This is a genomic window from Mycobacterium sp. P7213 (genome assembly GCF_900604305.1).
Taxonomy (GTDB): domain Bacteria; phylum Actinomycetota; class Actinomycetes; order Mycobacteriales; family Mycobacteriaceae; genus Mycobacterium.
In genome coordinates, this window is the sequence record NZ_UWOA01000006.1 from 80295 (window position 1) to 99727 (window position 19433).

At 67.7% G+C, this 19433-nt stretch carries 16 protein-coding genes and 1 pseudogene; 9 read left to right on the plus strand and 8 right to left on the minus strand.

Translation table 11 applies throughout. From position 1 onward, the window contains the following. Nucleotides 1-77: 77 nt before the first annotated feature. On the plus strand, nt 78-695 hold the full coding sequence (locus EJK91_RS03785) for a TetR/AcrR family transcriptional regulator (RefSeq protein ID WP_231384016.1): 618 nt from the start codon (nt 78-80) through the stop codon (nt 693-695). A 126-nt stretch (nt 696-821) separates the two neighbouring features. On the opposite strand, the gene EJK91_RS03790 is transcribed toward EJK91_RS03785, so the two are convergent. Together EJK91_RS03790 and EJK91_RS03795 are read right to left on the minus strand one after the other, a co-directional pair. Then, nucleotides 822-1262 carry a hypothetical protein gene (locus EJK91_RS03790; RefSeq protein WP_024441663.1) on the minus strand — a complete coding sequence of 147 codons (441 nt, stop codon included), beginning with the start codon at nt 1260-1262 and terminating at the stop codon, nt 822-824. A 66-nt stretch (nt 1263-1328) separates the two neighbouring features. Further along, nucleotides 1329-1970, minus strand: a complete 642-nt coding sequence (locus tag EJK91_RS03795) for a class I SAM-dependent methyltransferase (protein WP_125078295.1) — start codon at nt 1968-1970, stop codon at nt 1329-1331. A 55-nt stretch (nt 1971-2025) separates the two neighbouring features. On the opposite strand from EJK91_RS03795, the gene EJK91_RS03800 reads away from it, so the two are divergent. The 4 genes from EJK91_RS03800 (at nt 2026) to EJK91_RS21655 (ending at nt 9230) form a co-directional block, all read left to right on the plus strand. Beyond that, complete coding sequence (locus EJK91_RS03800; protein WP_024441665.1) at nt 2026-2823, plus strand: rhomboid family intramembrane serine protease; 798 nt, start codon at nt 2026-2028, stop codon at nt 2821-2823. 146 nt (nt 2824-2969) lie between these two features. Further along, on the plus strand, nt 2970-5045 hold the full coding sequence (locus tag EJK91_RS03805; protein ID WP_036457561.1) for an acyltransferase family protein: 2076 nt from the start codon (nt 2970-2972) through the stop codon (nt 5043-5045). Nucleotides 5046-5188: 143 nt separating this feature from the next. Continuing rightward, nucleotides 5189-8713, plus strand: coding sequence for a carboxylic acid reductase (gene car, locus EJK91_RS03810; protein WP_125078296.1), 3525 nt, complete (start codon nt 5189-5191; stop codon nt 8711-8713). 340 nt (nt 8714-9053) lie between these two features. Continuing rightward, entirely contained in the window at nt 9054-9230 is a 177-nt protein-coding gene (locus EJK91_RS21655; protein ID WP_155943338.1) for a hypothetical protein, read from the plus strand. A gap of 73 nt (nt 9231-9303) precedes the next feature. Here the strand turns inward: EJK91_RS21655 and EJK91_RS03815 are convergent, their stop codons facing one another. Genes EJK91_RS03815 through EJK91_RS03825 form a run of 3 tightly spaced genes read right to left on the minus strand, consistent with a single transcriptional unit; the run spans nt 9304 to nt 12707 of the window. Further along, complete coding sequence (locus tag EJK91_RS03815) at nt 9304-10068, minus strand: L,D-transpeptidase (RefSeq protein WP_046301691.1); 765 nt, start codon at nt 10066-10068, stop codon at nt 9304-9306. Nucleotides 10069-10107: 39 nt separating this feature from the next. Continuing rightward, nucleotides 10108-10590 (minus strand): hypothetical protein, encoded by a 483-nt coding sequence (locus EJK91_RS03820; RefSeq protein WP_024441669.1) that lies wholly within the window; start codon nt 10588-10590, stop codon nt 10108-10110. A gap of 20 nt (nt 10591-10610) precedes the next feature. Beyond that, nucleotides 10611-12707 (minus strand): elongation factor G-like protein EF-G2, encoded by a 2097-nt coding sequence (locus EJK91_RS03825; RefSeq protein ID WP_125078298.1) that lies wholly within the window; start codon nt 12705-12707, stop codon nt 10611-10613. A gap of 220 nt (nt 12708-12927) precedes the next feature. On the opposite strand from EJK91_RS03825, the gene EJK91_RS03830 reads away from it, so the two are divergent. Then, nucleotides 12928-13974, plus strand: coding sequence for a S1C family serine protease (locus EJK91_RS03830; RefSeq protein WP_046301687.1), 1047 nt, complete (start codon nt 12928-12930; stop codon nt 13972-13974). A gap of 15 nt (nt 13975-13989) precedes the next feature. Further along, nucleotides 13990-14667: a YoaK family protein gene (locus tag EJK91_RS03835; protein ID WP_024441672.1), complete on the plus strand. Its 678-nt coding sequence runs from the start codon at nt 13990-13992 to the stop codon at nt 14665-14667. A 116-nt stretch (nt 14668-14783) separates the two neighbouring features. Here EJK91_RS03835 and EJK91_RS03840 read toward each other — a convergent pair whose 3' ends face one another. Next, on the minus strand, nt 14784-15776 hold the full coding sequence (locus EJK91_RS03840) for an esterase family protein (RefSeq protein ID WP_024441673.1): 993 nt from the start codon (nt 15774-15776) through the stop codon (nt 14784-14786). 183 nt (nt 15777-15959) lie between these two features. Between EJK91_RS03840 and EJK91_RS03845 the strand changes: the two genes are divergently transcribed. After that, nucleotides 15960-17192 (plus strand): CoA transferase, encoded by a 1233-nt coding sequence (locus tag EJK91_RS03845; RefSeq protein WP_241178616.1) that lies wholly within the window; start codon nt 15960-15962, stop codon nt 17190-17192. 18 nt (nt 17193-17210) lie between these two features. Next, nucleotides 17211-17666, plus strand: a complete 456-nt coding sequence (locus tag EJK91_RS03850) for a MaoC family dehydratase (protein ID WP_125078299.1) — start codon at nt 17211-17213, stop codon at nt 17664-17666. On the opposite strand, the gene EJK91_RS03855 is transcribed toward EJK91_RS03850, so the two are convergent. Beyond that, on the minus strand, nt 17654-18709 hold the full coding sequence (locus tag EJK91_RS03855) for a MinD/ParA family ATP-binding protein (protein ID WP_024441676.1): 1056 nt from the start codon (nt 18707-18709) through the stop codon (nt 17654-17656). The two genes, EJK91_RS03850 and EJK91_RS03855, sit on opposite strands and share 13 nt — an antisense overlap. 120 nt (nt 18710-18829) lie before the next feature. After that, nucleotides 18830-19433: pseudogene (locus tag EJK91_RS03860) on the minus strand (type I glutamate--ammonia ligase); the annotation flags it as partial.

The following is a 19433-nucleotide window of genomic DNA, read 5'->3' on the forward strand; positions in this document are numbered from 1 at the left end:
GTGCCAGCTCACACTTGCGCGGAAGATGTTATGCGGAACGCAGGTGGGGACAACTCACAGGCCGTTAGGATCACCGCGTGCCCACTCCCCCTCGTCGGCGCAATATGCGAGGTCACGGCGCGCTGCTGCGCGACGAGATCCTGGCCGCCGCTGTCCGGGTCATCGATAGCGCGGACAGCGAGGCGGAGGTTTCGCTGCGCCGCATTGCCCGGGAGGCCGGCATCGCAGCGCCGTCGGTGTATGCGCACTTCGACGACCTGGAGCGGGTCCTCGAGTCGGTCGCCGAGTCGAGCTGGGTTCAGGTCTCCGAAGAGATCGCCGAATACGTCCAGCAGGCCACTGACCCGCGGGAACGCCTGCTCATCGGGTGTCGGGTGTACGTGTCGTTCGCACAGCGGCATCCACTGCGCTACGCCCTGATGACCCAGGATGGTCACGCTCCGCCGGCGGCTCGCCGGGCGCTGGCCGTCGTAACCCGAGGGTTGCTGGCCTGCCGGGGGGAGACTCCGGTTTCGGACTCGGATCCCGATTCGGACCGGATCGCGGCGGCGTTGTCGGTTGCGCTGCACGGTGTCGCGATGCTGCATCGCACCGACACCCCGAATCTGTGGCTCAGTGATTTCAGCACCGACGAGGTGATCGGAACGCTGGTTGACGGCGCAACGTTACTGCTGGCCGAGGCGGAACGAGTCTGAGCTGACGGCCACGGTGGCCTATCAGCGGTAGCCGCAATACCCGGCGCGACTTCAGGTGGCTTTCATTGGGCGCTCAGCTCAAGCGGCCCTACGCGCCCCGTCGAGTGGGTGCCGGCGGCTCGAGCGCTAACCGCCGCTGGGAGCGGGCGCCGGGGCCGGGGGCCGAGCCTGCGGCACGAAGCCCTTCAGCACATCGGGCAGGCCCACCGATTGCTGCGGCACCGGTGCGCAGGTGGGCGGACATTCGGTCAACTGCCAGGTCTGGCAGCGGTCGGTCCGGAAGGTGGTGTCGCTGGGCTCGATCAGCACAACCTGTGGCTTCTTGGTCATCGCGCTGTCGACGACCTTGTCGCCGCTGTTTCGACGCCAGTAGCAGGCGTTGCCGTCGCGGGGGCCGTCGGAGCGGTAGGTGCCCGGCACGATGTCCTTGCCGACCGCGAAGGTGCCGTCGGTGTCGATCACCTGCTTGGGCGCGGGCGGGGGAGGAGGGGCCGGATCAGCCCCGGCGACTCCGGCCGCGGTGAACCAGGTCGCCAGCGCGATCGCCGTCGTCCCGGCCAGCTCCATTGATCTCATACCTAACGAAGGTACCGCCACGCAATAACGGGGGACGGGTCCTCACCGGCCGGCTGCCTACGGCTTGACCCCGACGGTGATCAGATCCGACACGACCAGCGTCCACACCGGACGCGCCACCCGATGCTGGTCGGGAACGGTAAAACCGGCGTCGGTGAGCAGCGTGCGCATCTGGCTGGGCGTCGGTTGACGCGCCGGATTCCACCGGATCCCGGTCAGCGCCTCGAGTGGGTCGGACAGCCGGGGGCTCATCGCCGTGACCGCCGCCATCCCGCCCGGCGCCAGCACCCGGTAGAACTCCCGTACCGCGGCCGGCTGGTTGAAGAAGTGAAACGCCGAGCTGGTGACCACCGCATCAAGCGCGCCGTCGTCAAATGGCAATTGCTCGGCAGGCCCGGTCAGCCACTGCACGCGCGACGAACGCTCTTGCGCCTCCTTGAGCATTCCGTCGGACATGTCCACCCCGTAGACCGCCTCCGGGGACAGCTCACGTTCGATGCGGTCGGCCAGGATGCCGGTGCCGCACGCGACGTCGGCGACCCGGGCCGGCTTGTGCGACCGTAGCGCGGCAATCAGCTCGTCCTGGGCCGGGCGATAGACCCAACGTTGCAGGAATCCGGTGTCATAGGCGGGAGCGGCGAAGCTCCAAAACCGGGTGACTACGTCGTTGAACGCTTGGCGCGGAGCTTGAGACGACATGGCGTGAAATCTACGCCGCGGTGCTCGGGCAAGCGCGCTCTGAGAGGGTATAGCCATGACCGTCTGCTATCGGCACCCCGACCGGTCCACCGCACTGCGCTGTACGCGGTGCGACCGCTACATCTGCGGCGACTGCATGCGCGGCGCCTCCGTCGGCCAGCACTGCCTGGACTGTGCGCACGCCGGCGCCGCACCGGGGCGCCGGACGAACGTGCTCACTCGGGTCGTCACCGGCACCCCGGTGGTCACCTACGGGCTGATCGCGTTGAGCGTGCTGGCCTTCGTCGCGCAGTTGTCCTCGCACGAGCTGGAGTCCGAGTTGGTGCTCTGGACGCCGGCGGTGGCCGACGGGCAGATCTACCGCCTGCTGACGTCGGCATTCCTGCATTACGGTCCGATGCACCTACTGCTCAACATGTGGGCGCTGTATGTGGTGGGACCAGCACTCGAAGGCAGTCTCGGCCGAGTGCGCTACACCACGCTGTATCTGCTCAGCGCGTTGGGCGGTTCGGTTGCGGCCTATCTGCTGGCGCCGCTGAACGCCGCAACGGCTGGTGCCTCCGGCGCCATTTTCGGGCTGTTCGGTGCCACCTTGGTCCTTGGCCGCCGGTTGAACGTCGACGTCGGGTGGATCGGTGCCCTGATTGTCATCAACCTGGTCTTCACCTTCACCGTGCCGAACATCAGCTGGCAAGGTCACCTGGGCGGTCTGATCACCGGGTTGGTGACCGCCTCCGTCTACGGTTACCCGCCGCTGGCCTACCGGGGCCGACTTCAGGCCGCAATCGTTCTTGTGGTGTTGGGCGTCTTGGTAGCGCTGATCTGGTGGCGCACTGCCGAATTGGTCTCCTGATCACGAGCGTGTCCTCCCGCTGAGCCGCCGGGTGGCCCCCTAAGCTTTCGGTGGTCCACCAGCGAGAGGATCGACCAATCGGCGCCAACGGCGACCAAGATGACATGAGTCGACCGGTCGGGAACCGGACTCGCCAGGCCACCTCGATGCGCACCTCGGGTAAATCCCGCTGGGTTGCGCCGGCCCCGCGTGCCGCCCGGTTGACCACCGCGCGCGCCGCGGACCGGGTTCGGCGGGAGCGACGACGCCCGGGCATTCACGCCCTGGATGGTCTGCGTGCGATAGCCGTCGCGCTGGTGTTGGCCGACCACGGCGGCATTCCCGGACTCTCGGGTGGGTTCCTGGGCGTGGATGTGTTCTTTGTGCTCAGCGGGTTCCTGATCACCTCGCTGCTCATCGACGAGCTGGGCCGGACCGGCCGCATCGACCTCACCGGGTTTTGGATCCGGCGGATCCGCCGGCTGCTGCCGGCGCTGGTGCTCATGGTGCTGACCGTCGCGATCGCCCACGAGCTGCTGCCGTCGGAGGCGGTGGTGGGCCTGCGCGAGGACGCGATCGCCGCCTTCTTCTGGATGGCCAACTGGCGGTTCGTCGCTCAGCACACGGACTACTTCACCGAGGCCGGCACCCCGTCGCCGCTGCAGCACACCTGGTCGCTGGGCGTCGAGGAGCAGTACTACTTCCTGTGGCCCCTGCTGCTGATCGCGATCGCGCTGCTGCTGGGGGCCCGGGCGCGGCGTCGCGGCGGGTGGGCTTCCGTCGGCGGGGTGCGCCTGACGGTCTTCCTGGTGGCCAGCGCGGGGGCGGCGGCCTCGGCGACGGCCGCGGAGATGCTCGCCTCTGATGCCACCCGTGACCGGGTCTACTTCGGCACCGACACCCGCGCGCAGGCCCTGCTGATCGGTGCCGCGGCCGCGGCCCTGCTGGTGGGCGACTGGCCGGCGCTGACCGCCGGCTGGTCGGTGGTGCGGAGCCGCCGCGCCCTGTGGGTCGCCCGGCTGATGCCGCTGCTGGGCCTGGGCGTGCTGGCGATGGCGGTCCACCGCGCCACCGGCACGGCCGCGGAGTTCCGCGGTGGCCTGCTCACCCTGGTGGCCGTCGCCGCGATCGCGGTGATCGCCCCGGTCGCCCTGCACCAGAGCGGCCTGGTCGCTCGGGTGCTGGCCTGGTCCCCGCTGGTGTGGCTGGGGACCATCTCCTACGGCGTGTACCTGTGGCACTGGCCGGTCTTCCTGGTGCTCAACGGTCAGCGCACCGGCTGGTCGGGGTGGGCGCTGTTCGGCGTACGGTGCGCCGCCACGCTGGCGCTGGCGGCGGTGTCGTGGTGGGCCATCGAGGAGCCGATCCGGCGGTGGCGGCCCGCGCGGGTGTCGCTGCTGCCGCTGGGGGCGGCGGTCAGCGGAACCGCTGTGGCGGTCACCGTGCTGGTGGTCCCGGTCGTCGAGCGGCCCACGGCCGAAAACGGAGTGACCCCGGATGTGGCCGCGGCCGCGGCGGTGTCCCCCTCACCCCCGGCACGGCTTTCGGACGCCAAGAAGCCACGCCCGCAGCCCGCGCGGCGCGACCCGAACCGGCCGCGCACCGTGTCGGTGTTCGGTGATTCGATCGGCTGGACCCTGATGCACTATCTGCCGGAAACCCCCGGCTATGACTTCATCGATCACACTGTCGTCGGCTGCAGCATCGTGCGCGCCGGTCCGTACCGCTGGGCCGGCAAGACCATCGATCAGGGCAAGGAATGCGACGGATGGCCGGCCCGCTGGACTCGGCAGGTCAAGGCCGACCAGCCCGACGTCGTGCTGTTGTTCGTCGGCCGCTGGGAGACCGTGGACCGAGTCAACGAGGGCCAGTGGTCGCACATCGGCGACCCGACGTTCGACGCCTATCTGATCGCGGAGCTGCGCCGTGCGCTCGACGTGCTGGAGTCCGCCGGCAGCCGGGTCGTGGTGACGACCGTGCCCTACAGCCGTTACGGCGAGCGGCCCGACGGCAGCCTGTGGCCTGAGGACAAACCAGAGCGCGTCGACCGCTGGAACGCGTTGCTGCGCCGCGAGGTCTCCGGGCGGAGTGCGGTCACGGTGATGGACCTGAACAAGAAGCTGGGACCGGCGGGCACCTATACCGCCAAAGTCGACGGCATCAAGGTCCGCAGCGACGGTATTCACCTCACGCCCGAAGGGGTGAAGTGGCTGCTGCCGTGGCTGGAGGAATCGCTGAGCTGACCGTCACAGCAAACACTGCGTGAGGGCAACGTCACAGCAGCTCAGCGGTTCAAATTTCAGTTAGTTTCGCTAACATAGTATCTGTCGGCGCAGAATGCGCCCCTCAAAAATCACTTTCCACGATAGCTATTAGAGGTTTGAACATGTCCCCTGTTTCTCCCACCGCTGACGAGGAGCAACTCGCCCGCCGCATCGCCGATCTCGTCGCCACCGACCCGCAGTTCGCCGCTGCCCGACCCGATCCGGCCGTCGCCGCCGTTGTCGAAGGGCTGTCGCGGCCGGCGCAGATCGCCCGGGCCATCTTCGACGGCTACGCCGAGCGACCGGCGCTCGGACAGCGTGCCGTCGAGTACGTCACCGATTCGGGCACCGGCCGTACCGCCGCCGCACTGCTGCCGCACTACGAGACCATCACCTACGCCGAACTGGGGGAGCGCGTCCGCGCCGCGGCCGCCGCCCTGTCCGCCGGTGCGGTGCGGCCCGGCGACCGGGTTGCGGTGCTGGGCTTCACCAGCGTCGACTACACGGTCATCGACGTGGCGCTGGGCCAGATCGGCGCCGTGTCGGTGCCGCTACAGACCTCAGCGGCGATCAGCGCGTTGGTCCCGATCGTGGCCGAGACCGAGCCCCGGGTGATCGCTGCCAGTGTGGACTCGCTGTCCGATGCGGTCGAGTTGGTACTGACCGGCCCGGCCCCCACCCGCCTGGTGGTGTTCGACTACCACGGGCAGGTCGACGACCACCGCGAGGCGCTCGCCGATGCGCGGGCGCGACTGGCCGGCGTCGAGGTGGTTGTCGAGCCGCTCGCCGACCTGCTGACACGGGGCCGCACGCTGTCTTTGCCGGACTTTTCGGCCCAGGCGGACGCTGGCGACGACCCCAACCCGCTGGCACTGCTGGTCTACACCTCGGGCAGCACCGGCGCCCCCAAGGGTGCGATGTACCCCGAGAGCAACCTGGCCCGGATGTGGGTGCGGTCGGCCAAGAACTGGTTCGGCCCGACTGCCGTCTCGATCACGCTGAACTTCATGCCGATGAGCCACATCATGGGCCGGGGCATCTTGTACGGCACTCTCGGCAACGGCGGTACCGCCTACTTCAGCGCACGCAGCGACCTGTCTACCTTCCTCGAAGACCTCGCCCTGGTTCGCCCGACCGAACTGAACTTCGTCCCCCGGATCTGGGAGATGCTCTACCAACACTTCCGCAGCGAAGCCGACGGTGTGAGCGGAGACCGGGCTGCCGCCGAAGCGCAGGTCTTGGCGCAGATGCGTGCCGAGCTGCTCGGCGGGCGGTGCGTGTTCGCGATGACCGGCTCGGCGCCGATCTCCGACGAGCTGCGGTCTTGGGTGGATCAGCTCACCGAGCAGCATGTGCTCAACGGCTACGGTTCCACCGAAGCGGGCATGGTGCTCTTCGACGGCGAAGTGCAGCGGCCGCCGGTTCTCGACTACAAGCTGGCCGATGTGCCGGATCTGGGCTACTTCGGCACCGATACCCCGCACCCGCGCGGTGAACTGCTGCTCAAGACCGAGAACCTGTTCCCCGGCTACTACAAGCGTCCTGAGGTGACCGCCGAGGTGTTTGACGCCGACGGCTACTACCGGACCGGCGACGTAGTGGCCGAGATCGCACCGGACCGCCTGGTCTACGTCGACCGGCGCAACAACGTGCTCAAGCTGGCGCAGGGCGAGTTCGTCACCCTGGCCAAGCTGGAGGCGGTGTTCGGCAACAGCCCGCTGGTGCGCCAGGTCTACGTCTATGGCAACAGTGCCCAGCCCTACCTACTGGCCGTGGTGGTCCCGACCCCGGAAGCTCAGGCGCGCTTCGCATCCGAGGCCGTCCTCAAGGCCGGTATCGCCGAGTCGCTGCAGCAGGTGGCCAAAGACGCCGATCTGCAGTCGTATGAAGTTCCGCGTGACTTCATCGTCGAGACCGAGCCGTTCACGCTGGAGAACGGATTGCTGACCGGGATCCGCAAGCTGGCCTGGCCGAAGCTGAAGGCGCACTACGGCGATCGCCTGGAGCGCCGCTACGCCGAGTTGGCCGAGGGCCAGGCCAGTGAGTTGAGCGAACTACGTCAACACGGAGCGCAGCGCCCGGCGCTGGAGACCGTCAGTCGTGCCGCAGCGGCGCTGTTGGGGGCCTCAGCCGGCGACCTGGGCCCAGAGGCCCACTTCACCGACCTGGGCGGGGACTCCCTGTCGGCACTGACGTTCGGCAACCTGCTGCGGGACATCTTCGATGTCGACGTGCCGGTGGGCGTGATCGTCAGCCCGGCAAACGATCTGGCGGCGATCGCCGACTACATCACCGCCGAGCGCAACGGCTCCAAACGAGCGACCTTCGCCTCGGTGCACGGCCGTGACGCGGTCGAAGTCGCCGCAGCCGACCTGACGCTGGACAAGTTTCTCGACGAGGCGACCCTGGCCGCGGCTCCGTCGCTGCCCGGCCCCTCGGAGCAGGTGCGCACCGTGCTGCTGACCGGTGCGACCGGCTTCCTGGGTCGCTACCTGGCGCTGGAGTGGCTCCAGCGGCTGGCTCCGGTGGACGGAAAGCTGATCTGCCTGGTGCGGGCGAAGTCCGACGAGGACGCCCGCCGACGGCTGGACAATGTCTTCGACAGTGGAGACGAGCAGCTGCTGGCCCGCTACACCGAACTTGCCGCCAAGCATCTCGAGGTGATCGCCGGCGACAAGGGCGAGGCGAATCTTGGTCTGGACCAAGATGTTTGGCAGCGTCTGGCGGACACCGTCGATGTGATCGTCGACCCGGCGGCGCTGGTCAACCACGTGCTGCCTTACAGCGAGCTGTTCGGACCGAACGCGCTCGGTACCGCCGAGTTGATCCGGGTCGCGCTCACCAGCAAGATCAAGCCGTTCACCTACTTCTCCACAATTGGTGTGGGCGACCAGATTCCGCTGGGCAAGTTCACCGAGGACGCCGATGTCCGCGTGATGAGCGCGGTCCGGGCGATCAACGACGGCTACGCCAACGGCTACGGCACCAGCAAGTGGGCCGGCGAGGTGCTGTTGCGTGAGGCCAACGACCTGTGTGGCCTGCCGGTCGCGGTGTTCCGCTGCGACATGATCCTGGCCGACACCAGCTACGCCGGCCAATTGAACCTGCCGGACATGTTCACCCGGATGATGTTCAGCTTGGTTGCCACCGGCGTGGCACCCGGTTCGTTCTACGAACTCAGCGCCGACGGTCAGCGGCAACGCGCCCACTACGACGGGCTGCCCGTGGAGTTCATCGCCGAGGCGTCCACCACGCTGGGGTCCTTCGCGACCGGCGGGTACACCACCTACCACGTGATGAACCCGTACGACGACGGCCTGGGGATGGACGAATTCGTCGACTGGCTGATCGAGGCGGGCTACCCGATCCAGCGGATCGCCGACTACGGGGACTGGTTGCAGCGGTTTGAGACCACGTTGCGGGCGCTGCCGGAGAACCAGCGCCAGGTGTCGCTGCTGCCGCTGCTGCACAATTACCAGAAGCCGCAGCCGCCGATCTGCGGGTCGATCGCACCGACGGAGAGGTTCCGGGCTGCGGTGCAGTCGGCCGGGATCGGGCCTGACCCCGAGCATCCCGACATCCCGCATGTGACGCCGGCGGTGATCGTCAAGTACGTCACCGATCTGCAACTGCTCGGTCTGCTCTGAGTGCAGCACTGAATAGCACTGTCCGCTAATTGGTTTCGTGGTGGTGCTGGTCTCCGGTAGTGCGGCGACCAGCACCGCCACGACCCGTTTGCGTTTGACGGTCCCGTAATTCGATGGGACCATGGTGGTCATTGCCACGACATGCCCGTGTGTCCCGGCCGGAAGGAGGTGAGGGCGAAGTGAGTTCTAGTGACGGTCCGCATCCGTATCCGTGTTCCACGATCGATTTGTTCCTCACCGGTTTCGGCGCCTTTGCTGAAGGATTTTCCAAGGCCTGAGCCACGAGTTCTGCCGACCCTCCGGGTTCGTCGGCCGGTGAGTTTCCCGGCAGGAGAAAATCATGGCTTTCATCACCATCAGCGTTCTTGCTCTCGACGGCTCGTCGGACTACCGGGCGGGCAACCGCACCGTGAACCGGCTGCGCAACCGGCTGGCGGCTCGTCGCGAATTGCGTCGCGAGCAGCGCGCACAGCGCTACGTGGCGCACATGCCCACAGCGGTGCTCGGCGCCTGCTGACGCGGTGCGTCCCGGGTCAAGGCCAAGGCGATCGTAGACGCACCGCGTCTACGATCGCTTCAGCCGTTAAGCCCTAGGCCTGCACGATGATCGGGTCGCCCAGATGCACTGAGTTGAAGTACCACGCCGCGTCTTCGGGGCTCAGGTTGATGCAGCCGTGGCTCACGTTCGAATAGCCCTGCGAGCCCACTGACCATGGAGCGGAGTGCACGTAGACACCGCTCCAGGTGACCCGAACGCCGTACTCGCCGTTGATCAGGTAGCCCTCGGGGTCATTGAGCGGGATGCCGATGGTGCGCGAATCGAACTTGATGGTGCGCTCCTTCGACAACGCGGTGAAGGAACCGATTGGCGTGGGGCGCTTGGGTTTACCCATGGACGCCGCCATGATCCGCTGGATCTCGCCGTTAACGCTGACGGTGAAGGTGTGGTCGGAGATGTCGGCGAGTCCCACGACGGCGTCACCGGTCTCGAAGCCCGTCGACATCCCGTGGGCGTCGACGCTGATCTTGCTGTGCGGTGACCAGTAGCCGTCCGGGACCCACTGCACGACATCGCTGCTCGTCCATTCGAAGTGGCCCGCATTGTTGCCCGTGGAGTTGATGTGGATGCCACGTTCGGCGGCCACCCGGTCCCCGACCGGTCCGTTGAAGGTCACGATCACCGGGTAGGCCACCCCCACGACCGAGCCGGCGGCGGGCTCGATGGCCGCGACGGCCAGCCCCCGTGCCGGCGAAGTCTGAGCCGCTTCGCTGATTCCGGCCGAGACCCCGACCGACCCGACAGCCAGGGCCACCGACCCGGCAATCGCCACAATTCCCCGCCTCACGTTGCGCATGCCGTCCATTGTGCCAACAGCGACGGCATCAGCGCAGGTTTAGCCGTCGTCTGACGCGGTGAGCAGGTCCCCCCAGGCCGCCTCGGTCCCGGTCGAGCCGATGTTGTGGATCGCCAACATCGACCCGGCCGCCAGTGCGACCACCACGGTGACGATTCCCAGCCGCAGCAGCGAGCCGATATTGCTACCGCGTGACAGCGCCACGTGCAGCCCGGCCAGCAGTGCCGCGGCGACCGCCAGGCCCAGGGCCATATAGAGGCCGTACTCGCCGGCGGCCATGTGCGCGTCCAGTTCGGGAGACGGGGCGAACTTGCCGGTGTCGGCCAGCCACTCGCCGGCGGTGACCGTGAGCGGCGTCACCAGCAGCGTGATGCCGGCGAACGTCACGACCAACCAGACCAGTCGCCGTCGGGCCGCAGGCCATAGCGCACACACGATCAGCAGGACCGCGGTGAGCGGGACCAGTGAGACCACCACGTGCAGCAGCAGGACGTGGGCGGGCAGCCCGGCGATTGTCGACATGAACGTCCTCTCTGCGGCGATCAGGCGGTGCTGGCGTGCGCGGCCGCCGACTCTGACAGCGGTTCGTAACGCGCGAAGCCGCGGGTGAACGAACCGGTGCCGTGGGTCAACGATCGCAGGTCGACCGCGTACCTGATCAACTCGGTCTGCGGTACTTCGGCCTTGACGCAGGTTCGGTCGGCCCCGACCTTGTCGGTGCCCAGCACCCGAGCGCGGCGAGCGGACAGATCGCCCATCACCGCGCCGACCAGTTCGTCGGGGATCAGCACGGTGACGTCGTCGATCGGCTCGAGCAGGCGCACCGTCGCGTTGGTTGCCGCGTCACGGAGCGCGGCTGCGCCTGCCATCTGGAAAGCAAAGTCCGAGGAGTCGACGCTGTGCGCCTTGCCGTCGATCAGGGTGACCCGGATGTCGACCACCGGATAACCGCCGCCGGCGTCGCCGGTCAGCCCCCGCTCCATCTGGCCGCGAACGCCCTTCTCGACGCTGGGGATGAACTGGCGGGGCACCGACCCGCCGACCACGCGGTCGACGAACTCGAAGCCGGCTCCCTGCGTCAGCGGCTCCACTTCGATGTCGCAGATCGCGTACTGGCCGTGTCCCCCGGACTGCTTGACATGACGGCCGTGGCCTTTGGCCTTGGTGGCGAACGTCTCTCGCAGTGCCACCCGCAGTCCGACGGTGTCCACCGCTACCGCATAGCGGTGGGCCAGCGCGTCAAGCACGATCGCGGAGTGGGCTTCACCCATGCACCACAGCACGATCTGATGGGTTTCCGGGTTCCGTTCGATACGCAGGCTGGGGTCCTCGGCGACCAGCCTGCCCAGGCCGACCGCAAGCTTGTCCTCGTCGGTCTTGGCGCGCGGAATGACCGCCACGGGCAGTAGCGGATCCGGCATCGACCACGGTTTGCACACCAGAGGTTCATCCTTGTCCGACAAGGTGTCTCCGGTCTCGGCGTGGCTGAGACGGCCGATGGTGCAGATGTCTCCGGCCAGCACGACTGTGGCCGGGCGCTGTTGTCTGCCGAGCGGAAACGCCAGGGTCCCGATCCGATCGTCTTCGTCGTGGTCGCAGCGACCGGTCCCATCGCCGAAGAAACTCTCGCAATGACCGCTGACATGGATTCCGCTGTCGGGCTTGATAGTTCCGGAGAACACTCGCACCAGGCTGACCCGGCCCAAGTAGGGGTCCGACGTCGTACGGACGACTTCGGCCAGCAGGGGCCCGTCCGGGTCGCACGTAAGCCCGGTGCGCGCTACGCCGCTCGTGTCGAACACCTCTGGAAGCAGACGTTCCGGCGGCGCGGGGAAGCCGGTCGTGATGAGCCCGAGCACTTCGGGAATGCCGATGCCGGTGACGCTGCATGCCGGGATGACCGGGAAGAACGAACCGCGCGCCACGGCGCGCTCCAGATCGGCGGTGAGCACCCCCGGGTCGATCTGCTCGCCGCCCAGGTAGCGGTCCAGCAGCGACTCGTCCTCCGATTCCTCGATGATCGCCTCGATCAGCGCGCCGCGCTGCTGCTCGGCGCCGGGTTGGACAGCCCGTAGATCGAGCAGGCCGGCGCCCTCGGCCGGTGCGGGTAGATACAGCGGCAGCACGGTGTCGCCGAACGCCGCCTGGGCGGCGGCCAGACGGGCCGGAAAGTCGGCCCGTGCGTGGTCCAGCTTCGTGACGACGACGGCGCGCGGCATAGCGACCCGGCTGCACTCCCGCCACAGCGCGGCAGTCGCGTCATCGACATCTTCGTTGGCCGCGATCACGAACAGTGCACAGTCGGCGGCCCGCAGCCCGGCGCGGAGTTCTCCGACGAAGTCGGCGTAGCCCGGGGTGTCGATCAGGTTGACCTTGACACCGTTGTGCGCCAGCGAGGCGCACGCGACTCCTACCGAACGTTGCCCACGGAGCTCCGCGTCGTCGTAGTCGCAGACCGTGCTGCCGTCGGCGATGCAACCAGCTCGAGGCAACACCCCGGCGGCCACCAACAGCGCCTCGACCAGCGTGGTTTTTCCGGAGCTGGCCGGACCGACCAGAACGACATTGCGGATGGCGGCCGGCGTGGCCGCGATCGGGGCAGCAGCGCCACTTCGTGAGGTCACGGTCTTGTCTGCCATGGCAGCCTCCTCCGGAGTTCAGCCTTCCCTCAACGGGCGCTGAGCACAAGACTTGCGAACCGGCGGCGGTTGCACTGCCGCCGTATAGCGTTTGCCAGGCCGACTCGAGGTTCCGGTAAGCTGGGCATTCTTGTTTCGCGAGTTCAGCGTCTGCAACATCCCGGGACGTGCCGGGTCGACGCCGCCTGGACTGTGACCCTGACTGCAGGAGGTATGACGGATGAGCGGAGCGTATCGCCCCGGCCGGTGGCGGCTGCTCAGCGTGATGACGGCGGCGGTCGCCACCGCGGGGCTGGTAGCGGTGCCGGCTCAGGCGTCGCCCACTCTGCCCGCTCCTCCGCTCGACCCGTCGGCGATGGTTGCCCAAGTCGGTCCGGCAGTGGTCAACATCGACGCCCAGATGGGCTACCAGAGCGCAGTCGGTGCCGGAACCGGCATCGTGCTGGACCCCAGCGGCGTGGTGCTGACCAACAACCACGTCATCGCCGGCGCGACCGGCCTCACCGCGGTCTCGGTTGCCAACGGCCAGAGCTACGAGGTCGACGTGCTCGGCTTCGACCGCAGCCACGACGTCGCGGTGTTGCAGTTGCGTGGCGCCGACGGGCTGCCCGCCGCCAATATCGGCAGTTCCGCGCGGGTCGCCATCGGTGACCCGGTGGTCGCGATGGGCAATGCCGGCGGCCACGGCGGCATGCCGAGTGCGGTGCCCGGACGCGTCATCGGACTGAACCAGACCGTCTCCGCGGCCGACGAGCTGACCGGCAGCACCGAGACCCTGACCAACATGATCAAGGCCGACACCGCGATCCGCCCCGGCGACTCGGGCGGTCCGATGGTGAACGCCGCCGGACAGGTGATCGGCATGAACACCGCCGCGTCGGACAACTACAAGTTCGCCCAGCCCGGCGGCGAAGGCTATGCGATCCCGATCGACCAGGCGATGGCCATCGCCGGCCAGATCCGGGCCGGCATCTCGTCGAACACCGTGCACATCGGTGAGACGGCGTTCATGGGCGTCGGCGTGGTCGACAGCAACGGCGGCGCGCGGGTCGCGCAGGTGCTCGACGGCACCCCGGCCGCGGGCACCGGTATCGCCCGGGACGACATCATCACCTCGGTCAACGGCCGTCCGGTGAACTCGGCCACCGACCTGACCGACGTACTTGACCAGCGCCACCCGGGCGACACCGTCACGCTGACGTGGCGTAACCCGGGCGGCGGCGAACACAGTGCCACCGTGACCCTGGTTCCGGGTCCGGTCGGCTGACTCACTTAGGCGCGTGTGCTAGATAAACGCTATGGCAGTGAATCAAGACTGTCGTGGGTACTTGCTGGGCTGGCCGGTGTGCTGGCCGCCACGGCCTACACCCATTCCGAGGGCTACTTCGTCACCTTCATGACCGGCAACGCCGGGCGTGCGGCGCTGGGCTTGTTCACCGACAGCCAGTGGATGTCGATTTCGGCCGCCGCCCTGCTGGTGTCCTTCATCTCCGGTGTGGTGATCGCCTCGCTGTGCCATCGCCACGTGTGGCGCAGCCGGCCCCACGGGGCGTTGCGGTTGACCGCGGTGTCGCTGTTCGCCGCGACCGTGACCGACTGGATCGAAGGCGGGCCCGCGCTGCCGGTGCCCCTGCTCCCGATTCTGCTCGTCGCGTTCGGGGTAGGCGCGCTGAACACCACGTTCGTCCGTGACGGCGAAGTGTCGATTCCCCTGAGCTACGTGACCGGCACCGTGGTGAAGCTGGGTCAAGGCATCGAGCGCCATATCAGCGGCGGATCCATTCACGACTGGTTCTTCAATTTCATGCTGCTGACCGGGTACATCTCGGGAGCGGCTTTCGGTGGCCTGATCAGCCTGTTCGTCGGCGGTACCTGGATGCTGGCCACCGCCACGTTCATCTGCCTGATGGCTACCTGGTACAGCCATCGTTACGTCGACAGCCGCGGGTTGTGGCGCTGACCGTTCGCCCGCTTCAGGCGCGCCCCGGGTTCCCTGCCAGCCCGTCCTTCTTTCCCTGAAAAGCACGTCGGCGGCAGTGCTGGATTGCACTGCCGCCGGCGTGTTGGGGGGGTCGATCAGGTCGGGTCGACGCCCACGCCCAGCGTGCGCTGGATGTCGGGCTTCATCGCGACCAGCTGCTGGTTCCAGTACGGCCAGTCGTGCGTGCCGTCGGACGGGAAGTTGAAGACCCCGTTGTTGCCGCCGGCTGCGGTGTAGTTCTGCTGGAACGTCTTGTTGGTGCTCAGTGTCATGCCCTCCAGGAACTTGGCGGGCAGGTTGTCGCCGCCGAGCTCGCTGGGCGTGCCGTTGCCGCAGTAGATCCAGATTCGGGTGCGGTTGGCCACCAGCCGCGGGATCTGCACCATGGGGTCGTTGCGCTTCCACGCCGGGTCGGACGACGGCCCCCACATGTTGGAGGCGTTGTAGCCGCCGGCGTCGCTCATGGCCATCCCGATCAAGGTCGGCCACCAGCCCTCTGACGGGTTCAGGAAGCCGGAGAGCGCTGCCGCGTAGGGGAACTGCTGCGGGTAGTAGGCGGCCAGTGTCAGCGACGAGCTACCCGCCATCGACAGGCCCACGACGGCGTTGCCGAACGGTGACACGCTCTTGTTGGCCTGCAGCCAGGCGGGCAGCTCCCGGGTCAGGAAGGTCTCCCACTTGTAGGTCTGGCAGCCGGTCTTGCCGCATGCCGGCTGGTACCAGTCGGAGTAGAAGCTGGACTGGCCGCCCACCGGCATGATCACCGACAACCCGGACTGGTAGTACTCCTCGAACGCCGGGGTGTTGATGTCCCAGCCGTTGAAGTCGTCCTGGGCCCGCAGCCCGTCCAGCAGGTATACGGCGTGGGTGCCGCCGGGCTGGAACTGCACCTTGATCTCACGGCCCATCGCCGCCGACGGCACCTGCAGGTATTCCACCGGCAGACCCGGGCGGGAGAACGCTGACGCGTCACCCGCACCACCGACAGCCCCGACGAGGCCGCTCAGCAGCGCGGCCCCCACCGCCGCGACCGTGAGCCGGCGCGGTAGCCGACTGGCCGCGTTACGCAACTTCTCAACGCTCTTCATAGCTCTTGTCCCATCCCAATGTCGTGCGGTCTAGCCCTTCTGAACGGAGTCAAACACACCGGCGCCACCGTGACCTGTTCGCCGCCACGGGTTTTCATATCGCGGTTCGGCAACGATTGAGATTCAGCGCGGACTCGCCACCGACCGGATGGGCGTTTTGGTAGGCATATAGTCGACGTAATCATGGACGAAGGGCAGGTCATGCAGGCCAGTGCTGCGGAGACGCCCGGGCCGCTGGCCGGTGTGCGCGTCATCGAGATCGGCAGTTTCGTCGCCGTCCCGCTCGCCGGAATGACGTTGGCGCAACTGGGCTGCGACGTGGTGCGCATCGACCCGGTCGGCGGCGCGGCCGACTACCGGCGCTGGCCCGTCACCGCCGACGGCACCTCGATCTACTGGACGGGCCTCAATAAGGGCAAGCGCTCCGTGGTCGTCGATCTGCGCGCGACCGAGGGGCAGCGGGTGGTGCAGCAACTGATCGCAGATAGTGGGGTGCTGCTGACGAATATGGCTGGCCGGCAAGGGCTTTCCTACGAAACACTGGCGGCGCAGCGCCCCGACCTGATCCACCTCGAGGTGCTCGGACGGGCTGACGGCTCCACCGCGGTGGACTACACTATCAATGCCGGTATCGGCTTTCCGCTGGTCACCGGGCCCAGTGATTACGCCGCCCCGATCAACCACGTGCTGCCGGCCTGGGATATCGCCTGTGGGTTGCACGCCGCGCTGGCGGTGTCTGCCGCGCTGCACCGTCGCGACCACAGCGGCGAGGGCTGCCGGATCCGGCTGGCGCTGGAGGACGTGGCATTGGGCACCGCCAGCGCACTGGGTTTCCTCACCGAGGCCATGGTGAACGGCGACCGGCGGGAACGCATCGGTAATGCGGTCTATGGGCAGTACGGGCAGAGTTTCGCCAGCGGTGACGGGGCGACGTTCATGGTCGTCACGCTGACCAATCGGCACTTCGGTGACCTTGCCGAGCTGACCGGGTCGACCAAAGTACTTGCGGCACTGTCGCAAGCGCGTGGAATCGATTTCGGCGACGAAGGGCAGCGCTATCGTCACCGCGACCTGCTGACCGGATTGTTCAGTGGCTGGTTCGCCGAGCGGCCGGCGGCGCAGATCGAAGCCGCGCTGGCGGGGACGTCGCTGCTGTGGGACCGCTACCGCAGCTTTGCCGAGGTAGCTGCCGACGAGCGCCTACGCGACAACCCGATGTTCGCGCCGCTGCATCAGCCCCGGGTGGGGGAGTACTTGGCGGCTGGGCTGCCGGCATCGATCGACGGTGCCCACCCGCCCGCCGTGGCGGCGCCCGCGTTGGGCGCCGACACCGTGCGAGTGCTGGCCGCACGACTGGCAATGAGCACCGACGAGATCAATCAGCTGCGCCAAAGTGGCGTGGTGGCAACGGATTAGCAAAGGGAGCGAAAGCACGTGCGTATCTTCGGATCAATCGATGAACTTGCTGCATGTCAGGGTCAGGTGATTGGGCACAGCGACTGGGTGGCCATTACCCAAGACGCCGTCAACCTGTTCGCCGACGCGACGGGTGATCATCAGTGGATCCACGTCGACCCCGAGCGTGCGGCCACCGGGCCCTTCGGCACCACGATCGCTCACGGATACCTGACCCTGGCCATGCTGCCGCAGCTGATGGCGCAGATCAGCCGCCTCGACGGGGTAAAGCTGGCGATCAACTACGGACTGAACAAGGTGCGCTTCCCGGCTCCGGTGCCGGTCGGCTCCCGGATCCGGGCCGAGACTTCCGTGGTAGAGGTCGCCGATGTGGGTGGCGGTGCCCACCAGGTGACCTTCTCGACCACGGTGTCTATCGACGGCCACGCCAAGCCGGCCTGCGTCGCCGAGAGTGTTGTGCGCTACGTGCTCTGAGGACGGCCGGGCTTAGCGTCCCGGCCCCGGGGTCGGGACGCGAAGTAGTGCGCGACGATCGCGGCGATCTGCAGAAATCGACGGCGGGTCGCCGGTGCCATCTCGCTCATCACGTCGATCACTCCGCCCGGGCGCAGGTGCGGGTCGAAGGGAACCTCAACGACCGCCTGGCCGTGCTGCAGGAACTGCGCCGTCAATGCCGAGCGAGTGCGCCGGTCGGCATGACCGTCGGAGTCGTTGAGCACCACCACGGTGCGCTGCAACAGTCCACCCTGGCCGCGGTCGGCCAGCCATTCCATGGTCTTGGCGGCCGCGCCGGCACCGTCCGCCCAAGGCGAAGAGACCACGATCAGCGCGTCCAGGTCACGCAGCGCCTCCTGGGTCACCGGCGAGTCCATCGTCGAACCACAGTCGATGATCGAGATGGTGAAGTGCCGGTCCAGGCGCAGCGCGGCCTCCCGGTACAACGCCGCGTCAAGGATTCGGCGGCTCCCCGCGGCCGGCTCGCCCACCAGGACGTAGAGCCCCGCCGCGTTCGCGCCCACCCGGCTACTGATGTCGGCGAACGACTGCATGCTCTGGTCGGCGGCCAGATCCCAGTAGGAGCTGGTGGCATGCGGGTCGATGCGGCTGCCGAGCCGGCCGAATGCGGTGTCGGCATCCACTGCCACCACGTGGTCGGCCCGGCGCAGTGCGGCGAACACCGATCCGACGCTGGCCGCCACCGTCGTCTTACCGACCCCGCCCTTTCCGAGTACGCCGACCTTGTAGCTGCCGTTGGGCAGGGATCGGATGGCCATCTGGTAGGCCATCTCTTCCCGCTCGGCCGGTGACGGGCCCAGGTTGACCAACCCCAGCGTCGCGGACAGGACCACGCGTCGCCAGCCACGGGCCGGCTGCGGCCGTGGTATCGGACCCGGCGGCGGGTAGGGCCGCGGAGGCGCCGGATGCTGCTGTGGCTGCGGGGGAGGCTGCGTCCAAGGCCCCGGCTGTTGCTGCTGCTGCGGCACACGCTGCCGCAGAAAGTCGTCGTCTGCGTTCATCGGCTCCTCGAGGCATCCGGCGGTGGTACGGCCAGGTGGCCCAACACCCGCAGCCTAGTCGCGGAGGTGCCCATCAACCGTGAGCCAGCCCGAGAAGCGCGAGTCGGGCCGGCTCACCGGTCAGCAGTCGTAGTAGAGGGCGAACTCGTAGGGGTGTGGTCGCAGGTTGACGGGGGTGATCTCGTTCTCCCGCTTGTAGTTGATCCAGGTCTGGATCACGTCGGGGGTGAATACACCGCCTTCGGTGAGGTATTCGTGGTCGGCCTCGAGGTTGTCCATCACCTCGGCCAGCGTGGTGGGGGCCTGCGAGATCGACGCCGCCTCGTCGGCCGGAAGGTCGTAGAGGTCCTTGTCGACGGGTGCGGCCGGTTCGATCTTGTTCTTGATGCCGTCGATGCCGGCCATCAGCATGGCGGAGAACGCCAGGTAGGGGTTGCCGGAGGAGTCGGGGCAGCGGAATTCCAGCCGCTTGGCTTTGGGGTTGGTGCCGGTGATCGGGATGCGCACGCAGGCTGAGCGGTTGCGCTGGCTGTAGACCAGGTTGATCGGTGCTTCGTAGCCCGGGACCAGACGCTTGTAGGAGTTGATGGTGGGGTTGGTGAACGCCAGCAGGGAGGGCGCGTGGTGCAAGATGCCGCCGATGTAGTGGCGGGCGGTGTCGGAGAGTCCGGCGTAGCCGATCTCGTCGTAGAACAATGGTTCGCCGTCTTGCCATACCGATTGG